The following is a 17,684-nucleotide window of genomic DNA, read 5'->3' as shown; positions in this document are numbered from 1 at the left end:
AGGTGGTGACGGAGCAGGGTGTGATCACCGTACCCGGGGCCCCGTCCCCACGGCGGACGGCAACACCCTCCGCGACCGGATACCCTTTGACCTGACACGCGACGTAAACCACAACAGCACACGCGGCCGAGGAGTCACCCGGATGAGCACCACCCAGAGCGACAGGCTGCGCGCATTGCTGGAGCCGCTCGTCGCCGCCAAGGGCCTGGACCTCGAAGACGTCGAGATGTCCAAGGCCGGCAAGCGCCGGATGCTGCGCATCATCGTGGACTCCGACGAGGGCGTGGAACTGGACGCGTGTGCCGAGCTGAGCCGCGAGGTCTCCGACGAGCTCGACGAATCCGACGTGATGGGCGAGGACGAGTACGTCCTCGAAGTGAGCTCGCCGGGCGCCGACCGTCCGCTGACCGAGCACCGTCACTACGTACGGGCGATCGACCGCCTCGTGAAGTTCCAGCTCGCGGAGGGCGGGGAACTGATCGCCCGCATCCTCGACGTGGACGACGAGGGCATGGACCTTGAGGTTCCGGGCGTGAAGGGCCGCAAGGCCACCGCCCGCCGCATTGCTTTCACCGACATCGCCAAGGCGCGGGTCGAGATCGAGTTCAACCGCAAGGACAAGAAGGAAGAGGAGGCGTAGCCGTGGACATCGACATGAGTGCCCTGCGGGGTCTGGTCCGGGAGAAGGAGATCTCCTTCGACCTGCTCGTCGAGGCGATCGAGTCGGCCCTCCTCATCGCGTACCACCGCACCGAGGGCAGCTTCCGGCGCGCACGCGTGGTACTGGACCGCACCAACGGTCACGTCGTCGTCTGGGCGACGGAGGACCCGCGGGACCTGGAGGAGGGGCAGGAGGCCAAGGAGTTCGACGACACCCCGTCGGACTTCGGCCGGATCGCCGCGACGACCGCCAAGCAGGTGATCCTGCAGCGTCTGCGCGACGCCGAGGACGACCTCACCTTCGGCGAGTTCGCCGGCCGTGAGGGCGACGTCATCACCGGTGTCGTCCAGCAGGGCAAGGACCCCAAGAACGTCCTCGTCGACATCGGCAAGCTGGAGGCCATCCTGCCGGTGCAGGAGCAGGTTCCCGGCGAGGAGTACACGCACGGCCTGCGCATCAAGGCGTACGTCGTACGGGTGGCGAAGGGCGTCCGCGGTCCGTCCGTGACCCTCTCGCGCACCCACCCCAACCTGGTGAAGAAGCTCTTCGCGCTGGAGGTCCCGGAGATCGCGGACGGCAGCGTCGAGATCTCGGCGATCGCCCGCGAGGCGGGCCACCGCACCAAGATCGCCGTACGGTCCACCCGCTCGGGCCTCAACCCCAAGGGCGCCTGCATCGGCCCGATGGGCGCCCGCGTGCGCAATGTCATGGCCGAGCTGCACGGCGAGAAGATCGACATCGTCGACTGGTCGGACGACCCGGCGGAGATGGTCGCGAACGCGCTGTCACCCGCCCGGGTGAGCAAGGTCGAGGTCGTCGACTGGGACTCGCGCTCCGCCCGGGTGACCGTGCCCGACTACCAGCTGTCGCTGGCCATCGGCAAGGAGGGCCAGAACGCCCGCCTCGCCGCGCGGCTCACCGGCTGGCGCATCGACATCCGCCCCGACACCGAGGCGTCCCCGGACGCCGACCGGGACCGGGGCGGGGAATAAATCCGGTACCGGTCGGAGCTGTCCGGCCGGTAGACAGGATCAAGACAGCAGATCTCGACAACATCCGTTCGATTTTTCGCCCGAAGGGGTGAGGTCGGTGCGGGGAGGTAGACTTAGGCGTGTCTGGCCGGACGCAAGCCCGCGCATGCCCCGAACGCACCTGTGTGGGGTGTCGGGAGCGAGCGGCCAAGAGCGATCTGCTGCGCATCGTGGCGATCGGGGACGAATGCGTCCCCGATCCAAGCGGTACGCTGCCCGGCCGGGGCGCCTATGTGCACCCTGCCGTGGTCTGTCTGGACAAGGCGGTCCGTCGCAGAGCGTTCCCCCGGGCCCTTCGGTCCCCGGGAGCACTCGACACGACCGGACTGAGCAAAGCCGTGGCCGTCGTGGCCGAGGCGACACCGTAAGAAGTAGTACGGCACGGATACCCCGTGCGGTCAGGTACCTCGCGAGTTGGAAGTAGGTCGAGATTGCGATGAGCACTCGATGAGTACGCGATGAGTACGCCCATGAAGTAGCGACGGTCCGGCGTAACCCGGACCTAAAAGGAGCGAAGTGGCTAAGGTCCGGGTATACGAACTCGCCAAGGAGTTCGGAGTTGAGAGCAAGGTCGTCATGGCCAAGCTCCAGGAACTCGGTGAGTTCGTCCGTTCGGCGTCCTCGACGATCGAGGCGCCGGTTGTACGCAAGTTGACTGACGCACTGCAGGGGCCCGGCGGCAACGCCGGCAAGTCCGCTGCGAAGCCGGGCGCGCCCCGCAAGGCCGCGCCCGCCAAGCCCGGGGCTCCCACCCCGGGTGCCGTTGCACGTCCCGCTGCGCCGAAGCCCGGCGCACCGGCCCCCAAGCCGGCCGCTGCCGAGGCTCCGGCCGCGGCCGCCCCGGTGACCCCGGCCGCCTCCGGCCCGCGTCCCGGCCCGAAGGCCCCGGCCGCCCCGAAGCCCGCTCCGGCGGCGCCCGTGGCGACCGAGTTCTCCGCGCCTCCGGCGGCCCCGGCCGCCCCGGCGCGCACCGAGCGTCCCGCCGGTCCCGGCGCGACCCCCGGCCCGCGTCCGGCGCAGCAGCGCCCCGCGGCCCAGGGCGGCCAGGCCGGCGCCCGTCCCGGCGCCCCGCGCCCGGCCGGCACCGCCCCCGGTCAGGGACAGCGTCCCGCCGGTCCCGGCTCCCAGGCCCCGCGTCCGCAGGGCGCCCGTCCGGCCGGTCCCCGTCCGGGCAACAACCCGTTCACCTCTGGTGGCTCCACCGGCATGGCGCGCCCGCAGGCGCCCCGTCCGGCCGGCGCTCCCCGTCCCGGTGCCCCCGGCGCCGGCGGCGGCCAGGGTGCTCCCCGCCCGCAGGGTGGTCCCGGTGGCGCTCCGCGTCCGCAGGGTCCCGGTGCGGGTCGTCCGACCCCGGGCGGCATGCCCCGTCCGCAGGGCGGCGCCCCGCGTCCCGGTGGTGCTCCCGGCGGTAACCGTCCGAACCCGGGCATGATGCCGCAGCGTCCCGCTGCCGGTGGTCCCGGTCCCCGTCCCGGCGGCGGCCCCGGTGGCCGTGGTCCCGGTGCCGGTGGCGCGCGTCCCGGTGGCGGCGCCGGTCGTCCCGGTGGCGGCGGCTTCGCCGGCCGTCCGGCCGGTCCCGGCTCGCGTCCCGCGGGCGGCGGCGGCTTCGGCGGCCCGCGTCCCGGTGGCGGCGGCTTCGGCGGCGGCCCGGCCGGTGCCGGTGGCGGCGGTCGTCCCGGCTTCGGTGGCCGTCCCGGCGGTCCCGGTGCCCGTGGTGGCACGCAGGGTGCCTTCGGCCGTCCCGGCGGGCCCGCCCGTCGCGGTCGCAAGTCGAAGCGTCAGAGGCGCCAGGAGTACGAGGCCATGCAGGCCCCGTCGGTCGGCGGCGTGATGCTGCCCCGCGGCAACGGCGAGACCGTTCGCCTGTCGCGCGGTGCTTCCCTCACCGACTTCGCGGAGAAGATCAACGCCAACCCGGCGTCGCTGGTCGCGGTCATGATGAACCTCGGCGAGATGGTCACTGCCACGCAGTCCGTCTCCGACGAGACCCTCGAAATGCTGGCCGGCGAGATGAACTACCAGGTTCAGATCGTCAGCCCGGAGGAAGAGGACCGCGAGCTCCTCGAAGGCTTCGACATCGAGTTCGGCGAGGACGAGGGCGGCGAGGAATTCCTCATGCCGCGTCCGCCGGTCGTCACCGTCATGGGTCACGTCGACCACGGCAAGACCCGACTGCTCGACGCCATCCGCAAGACGAACGTCGTTGCGGGCGAGGCCGGCGGCATCACCCAGCACATCGGTGCCTACCAGGTGGGCACCAACGTCAACGGTGAAGACCGCAAGATCACCTTCATCGACACCCCCGGTCACGAGGCGTTCACCGCCATGCGTGCCCGTGGTGCCAAGTCGACCGACATCGCGATCCTCGTGGTCGCGGCCAACGACGGCGTCATGCCGCAGACGATCGAGGCGCTGAACCACGCCAAGGCCGCCGGCGTCCCGATCGTCGTCGCGGTCAACAAGATCGACGTAGAGGGTGCCGACCCGGTCAAGGTGCGCGGTCAGCTCACCGAGTTCGGTCTGGTCGCCGAGGAGTACGGCGGCGACACGATGTTCGTCGACATCTCCGCCAAGCAGGGTCTGCACATCGACTCCCTGCTGGAGGCCGTCGTCCTCACCGCCGACGCCTCGCTCGACCTGCGCGCCAACCCCGAGCAGGACGCTCAGGGTATTGCGATCGAGTCCCACCTCGACCGCGGCCGCGGTGCCGTCGCCACCGTCCTCGTCCAGCGCGGTACCCTCCGCGTCGGCGACACGATGGTCGTGGGCGACGCCTACGGCCGAGTGCGCGCCATGCTCGACGACAAGGGCAACAACGTCGAGGAAGCGGGTCCGTCGACCCCCGTCCTGGTCCTGGGTCTCACCAACGTCCCCGGCGCCGGCGACAACTTCCTCGTCGTCGACGAGGACCGCACCGCCCGTCAGATCGCCGAGAAGCGTGCTGCGCGTGAGCGCAACGCCAACTTCGCCAAGCGCGTCCGCCGGGTGTCCCTGGAAGACCTCGACTCGGTCCTCAAGGCCGGTCTGGTCCAGGAACTCAACCTCATCATCAAGGGCGACGCGTCCGGTGCGGTCGAGGCCCTTGAGTCCTCGCTGCTCCAGCTCGACGTCGGCGAAGAGGTCGACATCCGCGTCCTGCACCGCGGTGTGGGTGCGGTCACCGAGTCCGACATCGCCCTGGCGATGGGCTCCGACGCCATCGTCATCGGTTACAACGTCCGTGCGGCCGGCCGTGCCGCGCAGATGGCGGACCGCGAGGGTGTCGACGTCCGCTACTACTCGGTGATCTACCAGGCCATCGAGGAGATCGAGGCGGCCCTCAAGGGTCTGCTCAAGCCGGAGTACGAAGAGGTCGAGCTCGGTACGGCGGAGGTCCGCGAGATCTTCCGCTCGTCCAAGCTGGGCAACATCGCGGGTGTCCTCATCCGCTCCGGCGAGGTCAAGCGCAACACCAAGGCGCGGCTCCTGCGCGATGGCAAGGTCATCGCCGAGAACCTCACCATCTCCGGTCTGCGCCGCTTCAAGGACGACGTCACCGAGATCCGCGAGGGCTTCGAGGGTGGTATCAACCTCGGTTCCTTCAACGACATCAAGATCGACGACGTCATCGCGACGTACGAGATGCGCGAGAAGCCCCGCGCGTAAGCGCGAGGCGGTTCGCACCGTGTCGTAAGCCCGGGGCCGGTCGGCGGAATATCCGTCGATCGGCCCCGGCCGTTGCGTGTACGGTTCTGGTGACCCTGCCGCGCGACGGCCGGCAGGCCACCGAACCCGCACCGGCGGGACATCCGGAACTGAATGTACGTGGGGACTCTGTCCTTCGATCTGCTCCTCGGCGACGTCCACTCGCTGAAGGAGAAACGCTCTGTCGTCCGGCCCATCGTCGCCGAGCTCCAACGCAAGTTCTCCGTGAGCGCGGCCGAAGTGGGCGACCAGGATCTGCACCGCAGGGCCCGTATCGGGGTCGCTCTGGTCAGTGGGGACGCGGGGTTCCTCTCGGACGTACTGGACCGCTGCGAGCGGCTGGTCGCGGCACGTCCGGAAGTGGAGCTGCTGTCGGTGAGACGGCGGCTGCACGGTGATGAAGACTGACTGCAAGACATAAGAAGGAGACGGACCAGTGGCCGACAATGCGCGGGCGAAGAAGCTGGCGGACCTCATCCGGGAGGTGGTGGCCGAGAAGCTGCAGCGTGGTGTCAAGGACCCCCGCCTCGGTACGCACGTGACCATCACGGACACCCGGGTCACCGGCGACCTGCGGGAGGCCACGGTCTTCTACACGGTCTACGGTGACGACGAGGACCGCGCCAGCGCGGCGGCGGGCCTCGAAAGCGCCAAGGGCGTACTGCGCTCCGCGGTCGGCCGGGCGGCGGGCACCAAGTTCACGCCCACCCTGACCTTCGTCGCGGACGCCCTCCCGGAGAACGCCAAGACCATCGAGGACCTCCTCGAAAAGGCTCGGACCTCCGACGCCCAGGTGCGCGAGGTGTCCTCGGGCGCCCAGTACGCCGGCGAAGCCGACCCGTACAAGAAGCCCGGTGAGGACGCCGACGAAGCCGACGAGGACGCAGCCGCGGAATGAGCAGCAACGCAGGGAAGACGCCGGACGGTCTTGTCATTGTCGACAAGCCGTCCGGCTTCACTTCGCACGACGTGGTCGCCAAGATGCGAGGGATCGCCAAGACCCGTCGCGTCGGCCACGCCGGCACGCTCGACCCGATGGCGACGGGCGTCCTCGTCCTGGGCGTCGAGAAGGCCACCAAGCTCCTCGGCCACCTCGCGCTCACCGAGAAGGAATACCTCGGGACGATCCGCCTCGGCCAGGACACCCTGACGGACGACGCGGAGGGTGAGATCATCTCCTCGGCGGACGCCTCCGCGGTGACCCGCGAGGCCGTGGACAAGGGCATCGCCAAGCTGTCCGGCGAGATCATGCAGGTCCCGTCGAAGGTCAGCGCCATCAAGATCAAGGGGGTGCGCTCCTACAAGCGCGCCCGCGACGGCGAGGACTTCGAGATCCCGGCCCGGCCGGTGACCGTCTCTTCGTTCCAGGTGTACGACATGCGGGACGCGGAGGCCGAGGACGGCACCAAGGTCGTCGACCTCGTCGTCTCCGTCGTCTGCTCCAGCGGTACGTACATCCGCGCGCTCGCCCGTGACCTGGGCGCCGACCTCGGCGTCGGCGGACACCTCACCGCGCTGCGGCGCACCCGCGTGGGCCCGTACAAGATCGACCGGGCGCGGACCCTGGACCAGCTCCAGGAGGAGCTGACCGTCATGCCCATCGGCGAGGCGGCGGCCGCGGCCTTCCCGCGCTGGGACCTCGACGCCCGGCGTGCCTCGCTCCTCGGCAACGGCGTACGGATCGACATGCCGGACGCGTACGCCGCGGGGCAGACGGTCGCGGTCTTCGGGCCGGACGGCGTGCTGCTCGGGCTGGTCGAGAACAAGGGCGGCAAGGCGAAGTCGCTGGCCGTCTTCGCCTGATCCGTCATGACGTGGAGCGGCGAGCGCACATCGCCCGCCGCTCACCGCTCCACGACCCCCCTCGGGTAGGTCTCTATCCAGCCCGGCCCCCGTATTCACCCGTCCGGGCAGGCGCGCGGAGTGACTGGAGGGAGTGCAAGGGGGCGCTTTCACCGTCCGCGCTCCTCCCCGCACGGGCGCCGCGCGCCGGAGATGACGGAGAGCGGCACCAGCCAGATGCCGATGCGGGGCCCCGGGCACCGGCATGGCAGTCTTAGACCAGCAAACGGCAACCAGGTACAGGGCCATAAACGGTTCGGGCGAGGAGCGGTCACAGTGCAGCGCTGGCGTGGCTTGGAGGACATCCCCCAGGACTGGGGACGCAGCGTCGTCACCATCGGCTCGTACGACGGTGTGCACCGGGGCCATCAGCTCATCATCGGGCGCGCCGTGGCCAAGGCCCGCGCGCTGGGCGTCCCGTCCGTCGTCGTCACCTTCAGCCCGCACCCGAGCGAGGTCGTGCGCCCCGGCAGCCACCCGCCGATCCTGGCCCCGTACGACCGCCGTGCCGAGCTGATGGCCGGGCTGGGTGTGGACGCGCTGCTGATCCTGCCGTTCACGGCGGAGTTCTCGCAGCTCTCCCCGGCCGACTTCATCGTGAAGGTGCTCGTCGACAAGCTGCACGCGCGGGCCGTCATCGAGGGCCCCAACTTCCGCTTCGGCCACCGGGCCGCCGGGAACGTCGACTTCCTGCGCGAGCTGGGTGCCACGTACGACTACGAGGTCGAGGTCGTGGACCTGGTCGAGCGCGGCGCGGCGGGCGGCGGCGTGCCGTTCTCCTCCACCCTGGCGCGCAGGCTGGTCGCCGAGGGGGACATGGACGGCGCGGCCGAGATCCTGGGCCGGCCGCACCGGGTCGAGGGCGTCGTCGTGCGCGGCGCCCAGCGCGGGCGCGAGCTCGGCTTCCCGACGGCCAACGTCGAGACGCCGCCGCACACCGCGATCCCGGCGGACGGGGTGTACGCGGGCTGGCTCACGGCGGGCGGCGAGCGGATGCCGGCCGCGATCTCGGTCGGCACGAACCTCCAGTTCGACGCCACCGAGCGGACCGTGGAGGCGTACGCGATCGACCGGGTCGGCCTGGACCTGTACGGCCTGCACGTGACGGTGGACTTCCTCGCGTACGTGCGCGGCATGGCCAAGTTCGACTCGCTGGACGGCCTCCTCGAAGCCATCGCGGACGACGTGAAGCGGGCGCGGACGCTGACCGAGACGTACGACGCGGAGCACTGAGCCGAACGCGAAGGGCCCGTACCTCCCCCGGGGAGGTACGGGCCCTTCGCGCTGCCGTCTCCGTCAGCCGAGGCGCGGGTCGCGCGGGGGCTGCTGAGGGGGCTGGGGCTGCTGGGGCGGCTGTTGCTGAGGCTGCCAGGGCTGGCCGGGCTGCGGGTAGGGCTGGGCGTACGGCTGCGGAGGCTGCTGGTACGGGGACGGACCCTGGGGCTGGCCGTACGGCTGGCCCTGCGGCTGCTGCGGAGGCTGCTGGTACGCCTGCGGCTGGGGCTGATGCGGCTGGTGGGGCGGCTGGGGCTGCTGAGGTGCTCCCCAGTGACCTTGGGGAGCCTGCTGGGCGGCGCGGACGAAGTCCTCGGCGACGAGCGCGGAGAGGTTGAAGTACGCCTCCCGGGTCTTGGGCCGCAGCAGGTCGAGGTCGACCTCGGCGCCGGCCGAGAGGTGCTCGTCGAACGGCACCACGACCACGCCCCGGCAGCGGGTCTCGAAGTGCTGCACGATGTCCTCGACCTTGATCATCTTGGCGGTCTCGCGGACCCCGGAGATGACGGTGATCGAGCGGGAGACCAGGTCGGCGTACCCGTGCGCGGAAAGCCAGTCGAGCGTGGTGCTCGCGCTGCTGGCGCCGTCCACCGACGGGGTCGAGATGATGATCAGCTGATCGGCCAGGTCCAGGACGCCGCGCATGGCGGAGTAGAGGAGGCCGGTGCCCGAGTCGGTGAGGATGATCGGGTACTGGCGGCCGAGCGTGTCTATGACACGGCGGTAGTCCTCGTCGTTGAACGTCGTCGAGACGGCCGGGTCGACGTCGTTGGCGATGATCTCCAGGCCCGAGGGGGCCTGGGAGGTGAACCGCCTGATGTCCATGTACGAGTTCAGGTACGGGATCGCCTGGACCAGGTCGCGGATCGTGGCCCCGGTCTCGCGGCGGACGCGGCGGCCGAGGGTGCCCGCGTCGGGGTTCGCGTCGATGGCCAGGATCTTGTCCTGGCGCTCGGTGGCGAGGGTGGCGCCGAGGGCCGTGGTGGTCGTGGTCTTGCCGACGCCGCCCTTGAGGCTGATGACGGCGATGCGGTAGCAGGACATGACCGGGGTGCGGATCAGTTCCAGCTTGCGCAGGCGCTCGGCCTCGGCGGCCTTGCCGCCGAAGCGGAAGCCGGAGCGCTGGGGCTTGGGCTTCTGCTTGCCGCGCAGCAGGCGGTCGGAGGACAGTTCGACGGCGGCGGTGTAGCCGAGGGGTGCGCCGCCGCCGGAGCCGGGACCGGGCTGGTAGCGCGGGTCGTGCGGCTGCGGGCCCGGCTGGGGCCCGGCGGGCCACTGGGCGCCGGTACGGGGGTCGTACTGCGGCTGCTGGTGCGGCGGCTGCTGCTGCTCGGGCTGCGGCGGTACGGGCGCGTGCTGCGCGGGCGGGAAGGCGTAGTCGCCCCCGGCGACGGGCGGTTGGGGCTGCGGCATCGGCTGCGCCGGCGCGGGAGGCGGGGGGAAGCCGTAGCCGTCCTGCGGCGCGGGCGCGGACGCGGTGGGGCCGGAGGCAGGGGGGAAGCCGTAGCCGTCCTGCGGTGCGGGCGCGGGCGCGGTGGGGCCGGAGGCAGGGGGGAAGCCGTACCCCTGCTGGGGCGGCGTCGAGGCCGGGCCCGGGGCGGGCGGGAAGCCGTACCCGTCCTGGGGCGGCGCGCTGGAGGGGAACGCGGGCGGCAGCGCCGGGAGTTCGCCGCCGGGTCCCCCGAAGGGGGCTCCCGCGGACGGGTGAACCGCGTCCGCCGGGCTGACGGGCTTCGGAGCCTCCGGCGCGGGGACGGCGTCGCGGGGCCCGTCCTGCGGCGCCGCGGGCGCGGGCTCGGCGGGCGCGAACGGGAGGGGCACCCCGTCGGGCGGGGTGTCCTGCCGCTGTACGGGGACGGGCAGCTCGGACGGGGCCTTCACGAAGGGCCCGGGTGCGTCCGAGGGCTCGGCGGCGAAGGGCGCCGGGGCCGGCAGCGCGGGCACCTCGGCCGGCGCCGGGAGGGCGGGGGGCGTCACCGGGGCGGCGAAGGGCGCGGGGGGCGGCGGGACGGGTGCCCCGGCCGCGGGAGCGCCGGCGCCGTCGCTCGCCACCGGCGGGGCCGCGAACGGCGCGGGCGGCGCGGGCGGCGGGACGTCGGCCGGAGCCGGGAACGCCGACGGCGGGGGAGCGTCGTCCGCCGCCGTGAAGGGGGCCGGGGCCGGGAACGGCGCGGGCGGGGAGGCGCTGTCGGCCGGGGCCGCGAACGGCGCTGCGTCCTCGGCGGGTGCCGGCGCCGGTGGGGCCGGGGCCGGGGGAGCGTCGTCCGCCGCCGCGAAGGGGGCCGGTGCTGGGAAGGGGGACGGCACGCCCGCGCCGTCCGACGGGGTGCGCGGGGCCGGCGGGGCGATCCGCATCGTCGGGGGCGAGGCCACGTCCGACGGGCGGTGGGGTTCGAAACCGCTGCCCTCGGGGAGCCCCGGTACGGGCGTGGCTGGGGCCGCACCCTGCGTGTACCAGGCCGGCGGGGTGTAGTCGATGGTGAACTCGCCCGTCATCTCGGGCTCCGCGTCGGACTGATCGTCCGTCGGGACGTCCCACGTCCCGCCGCGCCTCTCGTTCCGATCGCCGCTCACTGGTCCTCCTGGTCTGTCGAACACTGGTCCGGCGCCCACCTCGACGCCGCGCCCACGCTCAGCCTAATCGTGCGTGCAGACGCCGGTGTCCGCCCCCGTGGGACGGGCCGCGGGGCCGGGCTCCAGGGGCCGGCGCCGGTGGGCTCGTCCTTCCCGTCCTGCCTACAGGGTGGCCGCCCCCTGAGCAACCGTCACCGGCTCCGGCCGACGGGGCCGGATGCCGCTCAGTCGATGCGGCGGGACGGGCCCAGGAGGCCGGTCTCGGCCTCCGTGCCCTGGGTCATCACGAACTGGCGGTCCCGGGGCGTGCACCACAGGGTGACCCCGTCACCCAGCGTCGGCAGCGAATCCACCGCCGCCCGCGTCAGGTTCATCAGGCGGCCGAGCTGCTCCGCCTCGTCCGGGGACACCCGCTGGACGCCCACCAGCGAGGAGTTCTGCAGCAGCCGCGGGGCCGTCGGGCTCAGGTACGGCAACAGCGTCAGCACCGACTGCCAGGGCCCCGCCACCACGCGCCCGCGCGGCGGCCGCATCCCGCAGTCCCGGATCACCAGCACCGGACTGCCCGCCGACGCGCCCTGCGGGGGCACCCGGCCGACCTCGTGCAGCGTCACGCACTGCTGCCCGCCGCCCGCCGCCTGGGCCAGCCCCGACCACACCTGCCCGCGCCCGGTCTCCACCGCGACCCGCGCTCCCGTGGCCGCCGCGCGCAGGGCGAGCACCTGCGCCGTCCACAGGCCGCCGATCAGCGTCACCTCGTAGGGCGTCGGCCGGTTGATGCCGAGCACCGCCGGGCGCCCCTCGGCGTCCACGCCGATGACCACCCCGTCGTCCCCGACGGGCAGTGCCAGCGCGTCCAGGTCCACCGCCGGGACCGTGTGCCGTTCCCGGCGCGGGCCGATCAGCCCGAAGCCGCCCCTCATCGCGCCCCTCCCAGCGGCAGCGAGGCCAGCAGCCCCGGCACCTGTTCACGGTCGAGCCGGACCAGCCCGGTGCGCACGCCGCGCGCCGTCCGTTCCAGCTCACGGCGGGCCGCCACGAGTTCCTCGTCGCTGCGCCCGGTGACCCGTACGTGGCCCGTCAGCGTCACGCCCTGGCGCTCCGCCGGAGCCATCGTCAGGCTGAAGTTCGTCGCCAGCGCCGGCAGCGAGGTCAGCAGCGCCACGAACTGGGGCAGCGACGCCGCCCCGGAACCGCCGAGCTGCGGCCAGCGGGCTATCCAGTACGTGGTGTGGCGCCGGTCGTCGCAGCGCCAGATCCGCGCCGTCTCTTCCGTCCGCCTGCCGGTGCTCGCCGAGCGGCCCGCCTGCGTGATCGCCATCGGGTTCGCGCACGAGGACGTGGCCAGCGCGCCCGTCAGCTCCTGCTCGGTGAGCACGGTGGCCCGGAAACCGGCCCCGGTCAGCCGGCTCGCCAACTGGTCGGCCGCCCGCACCACACAGCGCTGCGCGCCGGCGAGCCCGCCGCCGCGCGCGGTGACCGCCTCGGGGCACAGCTCCGGGTCCAGCTTGAGCGCGATCCAGGTCAGCCGTACCGCCGGGGTGCCCGTGGCCGACTGGAGCGGCGCGTAGTTGCGGGTGGCCATCGACTGGGCCGGCAGGTGCGGGGCCGGCGCGGGCTGCGTGTGCTGCACCACTTGTGCCGACTCCAGCCGGATGCCGTCGACTTCGAGGATGTCCCGGACGAGCCCCAGGGGCAGCGGCCGCGCACCGCGGTCGGGCCGCAGCGCGGTGGCGTCCATGTCCACCTGGACGACGGCGGTCAGGAACGTCCCGTCGCCGACCATCCCGACGGGCCGCCGGTCGCGGTCGCTGAACGTGAGGGTCCGCAGAGCCGGATCGGCCTCGACGAGCGGTGCCAGCCCCGGCTCGGTACCCGCGGGCACCGCGAACGAGGCGGCCCGGCGCCGGCGCGCGCGCAGTTCGAGGGCGCCGCCGAGCCACTCGGGCAGGGAGCGCTGGTGGCGGCGTACGAGGGCGAGCACCACGAGGGCGAGCGCCAGGACGCCGGCGGGCACCAGCAGCATCGGCTCCACGACCCAGGCCACCAGCAGGGCGGCCACGGCGATCTGGAGCAATACGAGCTGTTGCAATCGGAACGGGCCGAAACGGCCCGGGCTCGACTTCGGATTCGGCGTCACCCCGCCGCGTGCGGATGCGGGTGCACCCGTCTGCGGCTGCGTCGCGGTGGCCATCACGCGCCCACCTCCCCTTTCCGGGGCCGTACCCCGTGAGTGCCGGAGCCGGACGCTGCCCGCCGCATGACCCCGGAATCTCCCCAATCCACCCCAACAAGCCCTGATGCCCCGACGGCCCGTGAATTCGCGCGGTCCGGAAGGCAGGAAGCGGCGGCCTCACCCTACCCGGCCCGAACCCGCCCTCCGTCAAGAGGCATAGTAGGTCCCCGGTCCGACAATCGAGGCCCGGGGACCGTACTCACCGACCGGGCCGTGCGGGGAGAAGCAGGCGGTCATGGCATCACGACGTGATGAACTCAACGCGTACACCTTTGCGAAGCGGCGCACGGTGGCCGCGTTCCTCCAGCCTTCCGCCACGGGCTCCGAGGAAGGCGCGCCGCGGCCGCTGCGCGCGGTCCTGCCCGGGCTGGTGGCGGGGGCGCTCGTGCTCGCCGCGTTCGGTGCCTGGGGGATGTTCAAGCCGCAGGCCCCCAAGGGCTGGGACGAGGCCGGTACGAAGGTCATCGTCGGCAAGCAGTCGACGACCCGGTACGTGGTGCTGACGACGAAGGTGAACGGCAAGGACCAGACCCGGCTGCACCCGGTGCTCAACCTCGCCTCGGCCCGACTCCTGCTGGATCCGCAGAAGTTCAAGGTCATCCAGATCGACGACAAGGTCCTGGACGCGGGCAAGCCGCCGCGCGGGCCCATCATCGGCATCCCGTACGCGCCCGACCGGCTTCCGGCCCCCCAGGACGCGGGCAGGGCCAAGCGGTGGGCGGTCTGCCAGGCGCCGGGCGGCAACGGCAAGACCGTGCAGACCGCCACGTTCGTCCTCGCCGACCGCGAGGCGGGGCTGATGGACGACGCGCGCAAGCTCGGCGACACGCAGATGCTGTACGTGCAGAGCATCGGCGGGGCCAAGGAGCGCTACCTGGTCGACGCCTCGGGGACGAAGTACAAGTTCCCCGAAGGCGGCGCGGACGCGGGCAAGATGACCAACGCGCTGGTCGGCAGCACCGGCGCCACCCCGCAGCAGGTCACCGAGACGTGGCTGGCCACCCTGAACTCCGGTGAGGACCTGGCCTTCCCGCAACTGCCCGTCCCGGCGGGCACGAAGGCCGACGTGCAGGGCCTGACCACCGCCGACAACAAGGTCGGCATGGTGCTGAAGGCGCAGACCGGCTCCGGTGCGCAGCACTACGTCGTGCTGCCCGGGAAGGTCGCCCCGGTCTCCGACTTCGTGGCGTGGCTGCTGATCTCGGCGCCCGCGACCGACGGCCTCAACATGCACGGCAAGCCCCACGAAGTGGACCTCCAGTCCCTCAATCCGGACGCCACGGCGTTCAAGGGCGAGGCCAAGTGGCCGCAGAAGAAGTCCGACCGGATCAACGCCACGGCCGCCGCCGGGGCCGCTGCCCAGGGCGGCGCCCGCGACACCGTCTGCAACGTGCTGCGCTCGGTCGACGGACAGGGCAACCAGACGCTGAGCACGTGGGCCGGCACCGGATTCCCCATCGACATCACCGCCAGTGGCACCAGCGCGTACGTCACGCCGGGCTCGGGACTGCTCTACACGCAGGTCCAGGGCCGGCAGACCACCGCGGGCGGCGCCCTGTTCCTGGTCACCGACACGGGCCTGCGGTACGCGGTGCAGGCCAACGGCGACAGCGACGCCGAGAAGTCGAAGATCGGCGCCCCCGACCAGCAGAACGGCCAGGCGACCGCGGACGGGCGCCCCGAGGCCAGCCAGGCGCAGATCCGCCTCGGCTACGGGACGGTCACCCCGGCCCTGGTGCCCATCGCGTGGTCCGAGTTCCTCTCGAAGGGGCCGCGCCTGGACACCAACTCCGCCCGTCAGCCGCAGGGTTCGTGAGGAAGCCGCCGATGCCCAAGCCGATGCCCAGGTCGAAGCCCGCCTCCCCGTACGCGCGCGGCGCGCTCGTCGCCGCCGCGCTCGCCGCCGCCCTGTCCGGTACGACCGCGGCCGCCGCCGCGGCGGCCCCGTACCCGCAGCCGCCGGCCGCCCCGGCCGCCGCCCCCCTGCACCTGGCGGGCGCCGGCGAGTGCACCTTCCCCATGAAGAAGCAGATCGCCGACCGGCCCTGGGCCCTTCAGCGGCTGCTGCTCGACGCGCTCTGGGCGCGGACCAAGGGCAAGGACAAGAACGGCAAGCCCGTCCGCGTCGCGGTCATCGACACCGGTGTCGACCGGGCGAACCCGCAGCTCAGCGGGGCCATCGACGTGGGCGCCGGCAAGGACTTCATCGACCCCAAGGGCGACGGCACCACCGACACGGTCGGCCACGGCACCAAGGTGGCCGGACTGATCGCGGCCCGCCCGCAGGAGGGCACCGGCTTCGTGGGCCTCGCCCCCGAAGCCGTGATCATCCCGATCCGGCAGAACGACGGGCAGGGCAAGGGCAACGCCCTTTCGCTCGGCCAGGCGATCGACCACGCGGTGTCCAAGGGCGCGCAGGTCATCAACATCTCCCAGGACACCGACGTCCCCCTGACCGCCGACTCCGATCTCGCCAAGGCCGTCCAGCGGGCCGTCGACGCCAAGGTGGTGGTCGTCGCCTCCGCGGGCAACGACGGCATGACCGGCGAAAAGCGCAAGACCTACCCGGCGGCCTTCCCCGACGTCCTCGCCGTGGCCTCCTCGGACCGCAACAACGAGCGGGCCGCGTTCTCCCAGCCCGGCGACTTCATCGGGGTCGCCGCGCCCGGCGTGGACATGGTCTCCACCGTCCCCGGCTTCGGCCAGTGCATCGACAACGGCACCAGCTTCTCGGCGCCGTACGTCGCCGGAGTCGCCGCCCTGCTGCGCGCCGAACACGAGGACTGGACCCCGCAGCAGATCGTCTGGCAGATCCAGGGCACCGCCGAGCGCTCGGTCAACGGCCGTGACGACTACGTCGGATGGGGAGTGGTCGACCCGGTCCGCGCCGTCACCCAGGACCACGAGGTCCCCAAGGCGCCGGTCCCGGACCCCGGCCCGCCGCCGGCGGCCGCGCCCGAGGCGGCGGCGCTGCGGATGACCGAGACGGCGCAGGAGCGGCAGGAGCGGTTCGGCACGTACGCTCTCGGCATCGCGGGCGTGCTGATCGCGGTCATCGCGGGCACGGCGACGGTGGTGCGCGACGCCCGCAAGCGCCGCGGCCGTTTGCAGTGAACCGTCACAGTTCGTCAACGGTAGCGGCCCACCGGTGTTGGGGCTGTCAGATGAACTGGCTAGAGTGACACCAGGCTTCACGAATGTGATCGGGGGATCGCGTGAGGCGGAGGGGATTTCCGGTGGCGCGTGGCTCGAATCCGCGCCCGGAACCTCCCTTCCGCTGCGCAATCCGCCGGTTCTGCCGGCGAATTGAGAAGTGAGGAGCTTCGGATGAGCAATTTCGGACTCGCAGACGATCCGATCGTCCAGGCGAAGAACAAGATCGAGACGACGGCCCGCGCCGTCACCACCCAGTCCCGCGAGCTGGCGGACATCCTCGCCACGGTGAGTGCCGGCTGGACCGGTGTGGGTGCCTCGGGCTTCGTTTCCGCCCAGACGGTCGTCAACGAGGACCACGACGAGATCCGTCGGCTGCTCGGGGTGCTGCACAACGCGGTCGCGCAGACCAAGAACCTCAGCAACGCGCAGGACGACGACGTGCGCGCGGCGTTCAAGACGGTGCAGGCCGGCGCCGGCCAGGGCGGCTCGGGGCTCAACAGCATCTGACCTGCCGCCCAGGTCCCACGGCGTCACGTCGTTCCCACTCAACTCAGCGTGAAGGAGTACCACATGTCCGGTCCCGACGGCGGGCACACCAAGGTCCGGTACGAGAGCGTCCAGGAGATGGCGAACCGCATCCGCGTCGTCTCGAAGAAGATCATGACGGACCTGGAGGAGATGGACCAGGCCCTCAAGGTCGTCACGGACACCTGGGACGGTGAGGCGCACCAGGCGTACGTCACCCTCCAGGGGAAGTACAAGGGCAAGGCCGACCACATGCACAAGCAGCTGGAGCAGGTCGCCACGCTGATCGAGCGCGGCAAGGGCGACTACCGCGCCACCGACGTGAAGGCCTCGCGCCTGTTCACCGAGGCCTACTGAGCCAGGCCGGCCACATGCGAAGAGGGGCGCGCCCGGACCGGGCGCGCCCCTCTTCGCCGTGTACGGGACTCAGCGCGGACCGCGGTCGAGATCGAACTCCCCGTCCCTGGCCCCGAGTACGAACGCCTCCCACTCGGCCGCCGTGTAGCGCAGGACGGTGTCCCGGTCGAGCGAGGACCGCATGGCCACCGCGCCCTCGGGCAGCCGCGCGATCTCGACCCGCTCCTCGTCGGGGCTGGACCCCGGAGGGCCCTCCCACTCCACGCCGCTGATGTCGAGCGCGTACAGCTCGTCCTTTTCCTGCTGAGTGCCCATGTGCGGCCTTTCCCTCGGCGGTGCGGTG

16 protein-coding genes are annotated in these 17,684 nt (G+C 72.3%); 12 read left to right on the top strand and 4 right to left on the bottom strand.

Annotation, left to right across the window (positions count from 1 at the left end):
* Positions 1–142 precede the first annotated feature (142 nt).
* The 8 genes from rimP (at position 143) to AB0M92_RS05690 (ending at position 8,451) form a co-directional block, all read left to right on the top strand.
* Positions 143–640, top strand: coding sequence for a ribosome maturation factor RimP (gene rimP, locus AB0M92_RS05725; protein ID WP_366100841.1), 498 nt, complete (start codon positions 143–145; stop codon positions 638–640).
* 2 nt (positions 641–642) lie between these two features.
* Positions 643–1,653, top strand: coding sequence for a transcription termination factor NusA (gene nusA / locus AB0M92_RS05720; RefSeq protein WP_366100840.1), 1,011 nt, complete (start codon positions 643–645; stop codon positions 1,651–1,653).
* 119 nt (positions 1,654–1,772) lie between these two features.
* On the top strand, positions 1,773–2,060 hold the full coding sequence (locus AB0M92_RS05715) for a YlxR family protein (protein ID WP_078622365.1): 288 nt from the start codon (positions 1,773–1,775) through the stop codon (positions 2,058–2,060).
* Positions 2,061–2,208: 148 nt separating this feature from the next.
* Positions 2,209–5,337, top strand: coding sequence for a translation initiation factor IF-2 (gene infB / locus AB0M92_RS05710; RefSeq protein WP_366100839.1), 3,129 nt, complete (start codon positions 2,209–2,211; stop codon positions 5,335–5,337).
* 153 nt (positions 5,338–5,490) lie between these two features.
* Positions 5,491–5,784 (top strand): DUF503 domain-containing protein, encoded by a 294-nt coding sequence (locus AB0M92_RS05705; protein ID WP_030651158.1) that lies wholly within the window; start codon positions 5,491–5,493, stop codon positions 5,782–5,784.
* A gap of 28 nt (positions 5,785–5,812) precedes the next feature.
* Positions 5,813–6,274, top strand: a complete 462-nt coding sequence (rbfA, locus tag AB0M92_RS05700) for a 30S ribosome-binding factor RbfA (protein ID WP_366100838.1) — start codon at positions 5,813–5,815, stop codon at positions 6,272–6,274.
* Entirely contained in the window at positions 6,271–7,179 is a 909-nt protein-coding gene (gene truB / locus AB0M92_RS05695; protein WP_366100837.1) for a tRNA pseudouridine(55) synthase TruB, read from the top strand. Before rbfA ends, truB begins: the two co-directional genes overlap by 4 nt.
* 315 nt (positions 7,180–7,494) lie before the next feature.
* On the top strand, positions 7,495–8,451 hold the full coding sequence (locus tag AB0M92_RS05690; protein ID WP_366100836.1) for a bifunctional riboflavin kinase/FAD synthetase: 957 nt from the start codon (positions 7,495–7,497) through the stop codon (positions 8,449–8,451).
* Positions 8,452–8,514: 63 nt separating this feature from the next.
* Here AB0M92_RS05690 and AB0M92_RS05685 read toward each other — a convergent pair whose 3' ends face one another.
* From AB0M92_RS05685 to eccE, 3 genes are all read right to left on the bottom strand, one after another.
* A complete protein-coding gene (locus tag AB0M92_RS05685) occupies positions 8,515–11,067 on the bottom strand; it encodes an SCO5717 family growth-regulating ATPase (RefSeq protein ID WP_366100835.1) in 2,553 nt (850 codons plus the stop codon).
* Positions 11,068–11,291: 224 nt separating this feature from the next.
* Positions 11,292–11,990, bottom strand: coding sequence for a hypothetical protein (locus tag AB0M92_RS05680; protein WP_366100834.1), 699 nt, complete (start codon positions 11,988–11,990; stop codon positions 11,292–11,294).
* Entirely contained in the window at positions 11,987–13,261 is a 1,275-nt protein-coding gene (gene eccE / locus AB0M92_RS05675) for a type VII secretion protein EccE (protein ID WP_366100833.1), read from the bottom strand. Before eccE ends, AB0M92_RS05680 begins: the two co-directional genes overlap by 4 nt.
* Positions 13,262–13,538: 277 nt before the next feature.
* Here eccE and eccB point away from each other — a divergent pair, with 277 nt between their 5' ends.
* The 4 genes from eccB (at position 13,539) to AB0M92_RS05655 (ending at position 17,341) form a co-directional block, all read left to right on the top strand.
* The gene (gene eccB / locus AB0M92_RS05670) at positions 13,539–15,119 is read left to right on the top strand and encodes a type VII secretion protein EccB (RefSeq protein ID WP_366100832.1); all 1,581 of its coding nucleotides are present in this window, start codon (positions 13,539–13,541) and stop codon (positions 15,117–15,119) included.
* A gap of 11 nt (positions 15,120–15,130) precedes the next feature.
* Complete coding sequence (gene mycP, locus AB0M92_RS05665; RefSeq protein WP_366100831.1) at positions 15,131–16,417, top strand: type VII secretion-associated serine protease mycosin; 1,287 nt, start codon at positions 15,131–15,133, stop codon at positions 16,415–16,417.
* A 213-nt stretch (positions 16,418–16,630) separates the two neighbouring features.
* A complete protein-coding gene (locus AB0M92_RS05660; RefSeq protein ID WP_054220986.1) occupies positions 16,631–16,966 on the top strand; it encodes a hypothetical protein in 336 nt (111 codons plus the stop codon).
* Between the two features lie 63 nt (positions 16,967–17,029).
* Positions 17,030–17,341: a WXG100 family type VII secretion target gene (locus AB0M92_RS05655; RefSeq protein ID WP_053693195.1), complete on the top strand. Its 312-nt coding sequence runs from the start codon at positions 17,030–17,032 to the stop codon at positions 17,339–17,341.
* Between the two features lie 69 nt (positions 17,342–17,410).
* Here AB0M92_RS05655 and AB0M92_RS05650 read toward each other — a convergent pair whose 3' ends face one another.
* Positions 17,411–17,656 carry a DUF397 domain-containing protein gene (locus AB0M92_RS05650; protein ID WP_030161442.1) on the bottom strand — a complete coding sequence of 82 codons (246 nt, stop codon included), beginning with the start codon at positions 17,654–17,656 and terminating at the stop codon, positions 17,411–17,413.
* Between the last annotated feature and the right edge of the window lie 28 nt (positions 17,657–17,684).

The sequence above is a fragment of the Streptomyces sp. NPDC051582 genome (genome assembly GCF_040681715.1).
Taxonomy (GTDB): domain Bacteria; phylum Actinomycetota; class Actinomycetes; order Streptomycetales; family Streptomycetaceae; genus Streptomyces.
The sequence above is the reverse complement of the archived record's forward strand: the minus strand, read 5'-3'. Positions and strand labels throughout refer to the sequence as shown.

Coding starts and splice junctions, on each gene's coding strand:
- rimP (WP_366100841.1), top strand. CDS start 143: ATGAGCACCACCCAGAGCGACAGGCTGCGCGCATTGCTGGAGCCGCTC.
- AB0M92_RS05705 (WP_030651158.1), top strand. CDS start 5,491: ATGTACGTGGGGACTCTGTCCTTCGATCTGCTCCTCGGCGACGTCCAC.
- truB (WP_366100837.1), top strand. CDS start 6,271: ATGAGCAGCAACGCAGGGAAGACGCCGGACGGTCTTGTCATTGTCGAC.
- AB0M92_RS05680 (WP_366100834.1), bottom strand. CDS start 11,990: ATGAGGGGCGGCTTCGGGCTGATCGGCCCGCGCCGGGAACGGCACACG.
- eccE (WP_366100833.1), bottom strand. CDS start 13,261: ATGGCCACCGCGACGCAGCCGCAGACGGGTGCACCCGCATCCGCACGC.
- eccB (WP_366100832.1), top strand. CDS start 13,539: ATGGCATCACGACGTGATGAACTCAACGCGTACACCTTTGCGAAGCGG.
- mycP (WP_366100831.1), top strand. CDS start 15,131: ATGCCCAAGCCGATGCCCAGGTCGAAGCCCGCCTCCCCGTACGCGCGC.
- AB0M92_RS05660 (WP_054220986.1), top strand. CDS start 16,631: ATGAGCAATTTCGGACTCGCAGACGATCCGATCGTCCAGGCGAAGAAC.
- AB0M92_RS05655 (WP_053693195.1), top strand. CDS start 17,030: ATGTCCGGTCCCGACGGCGGGCACACCAAGGTCCGGTACGAGAGCGTC.
- AB0M92_RS05650 (WP_030161442.1), bottom strand. CDS start 17,656: ATGGGCACTCAGCAGGAAAAGGACGAGCTGTACGCGCTCGACATCAGC.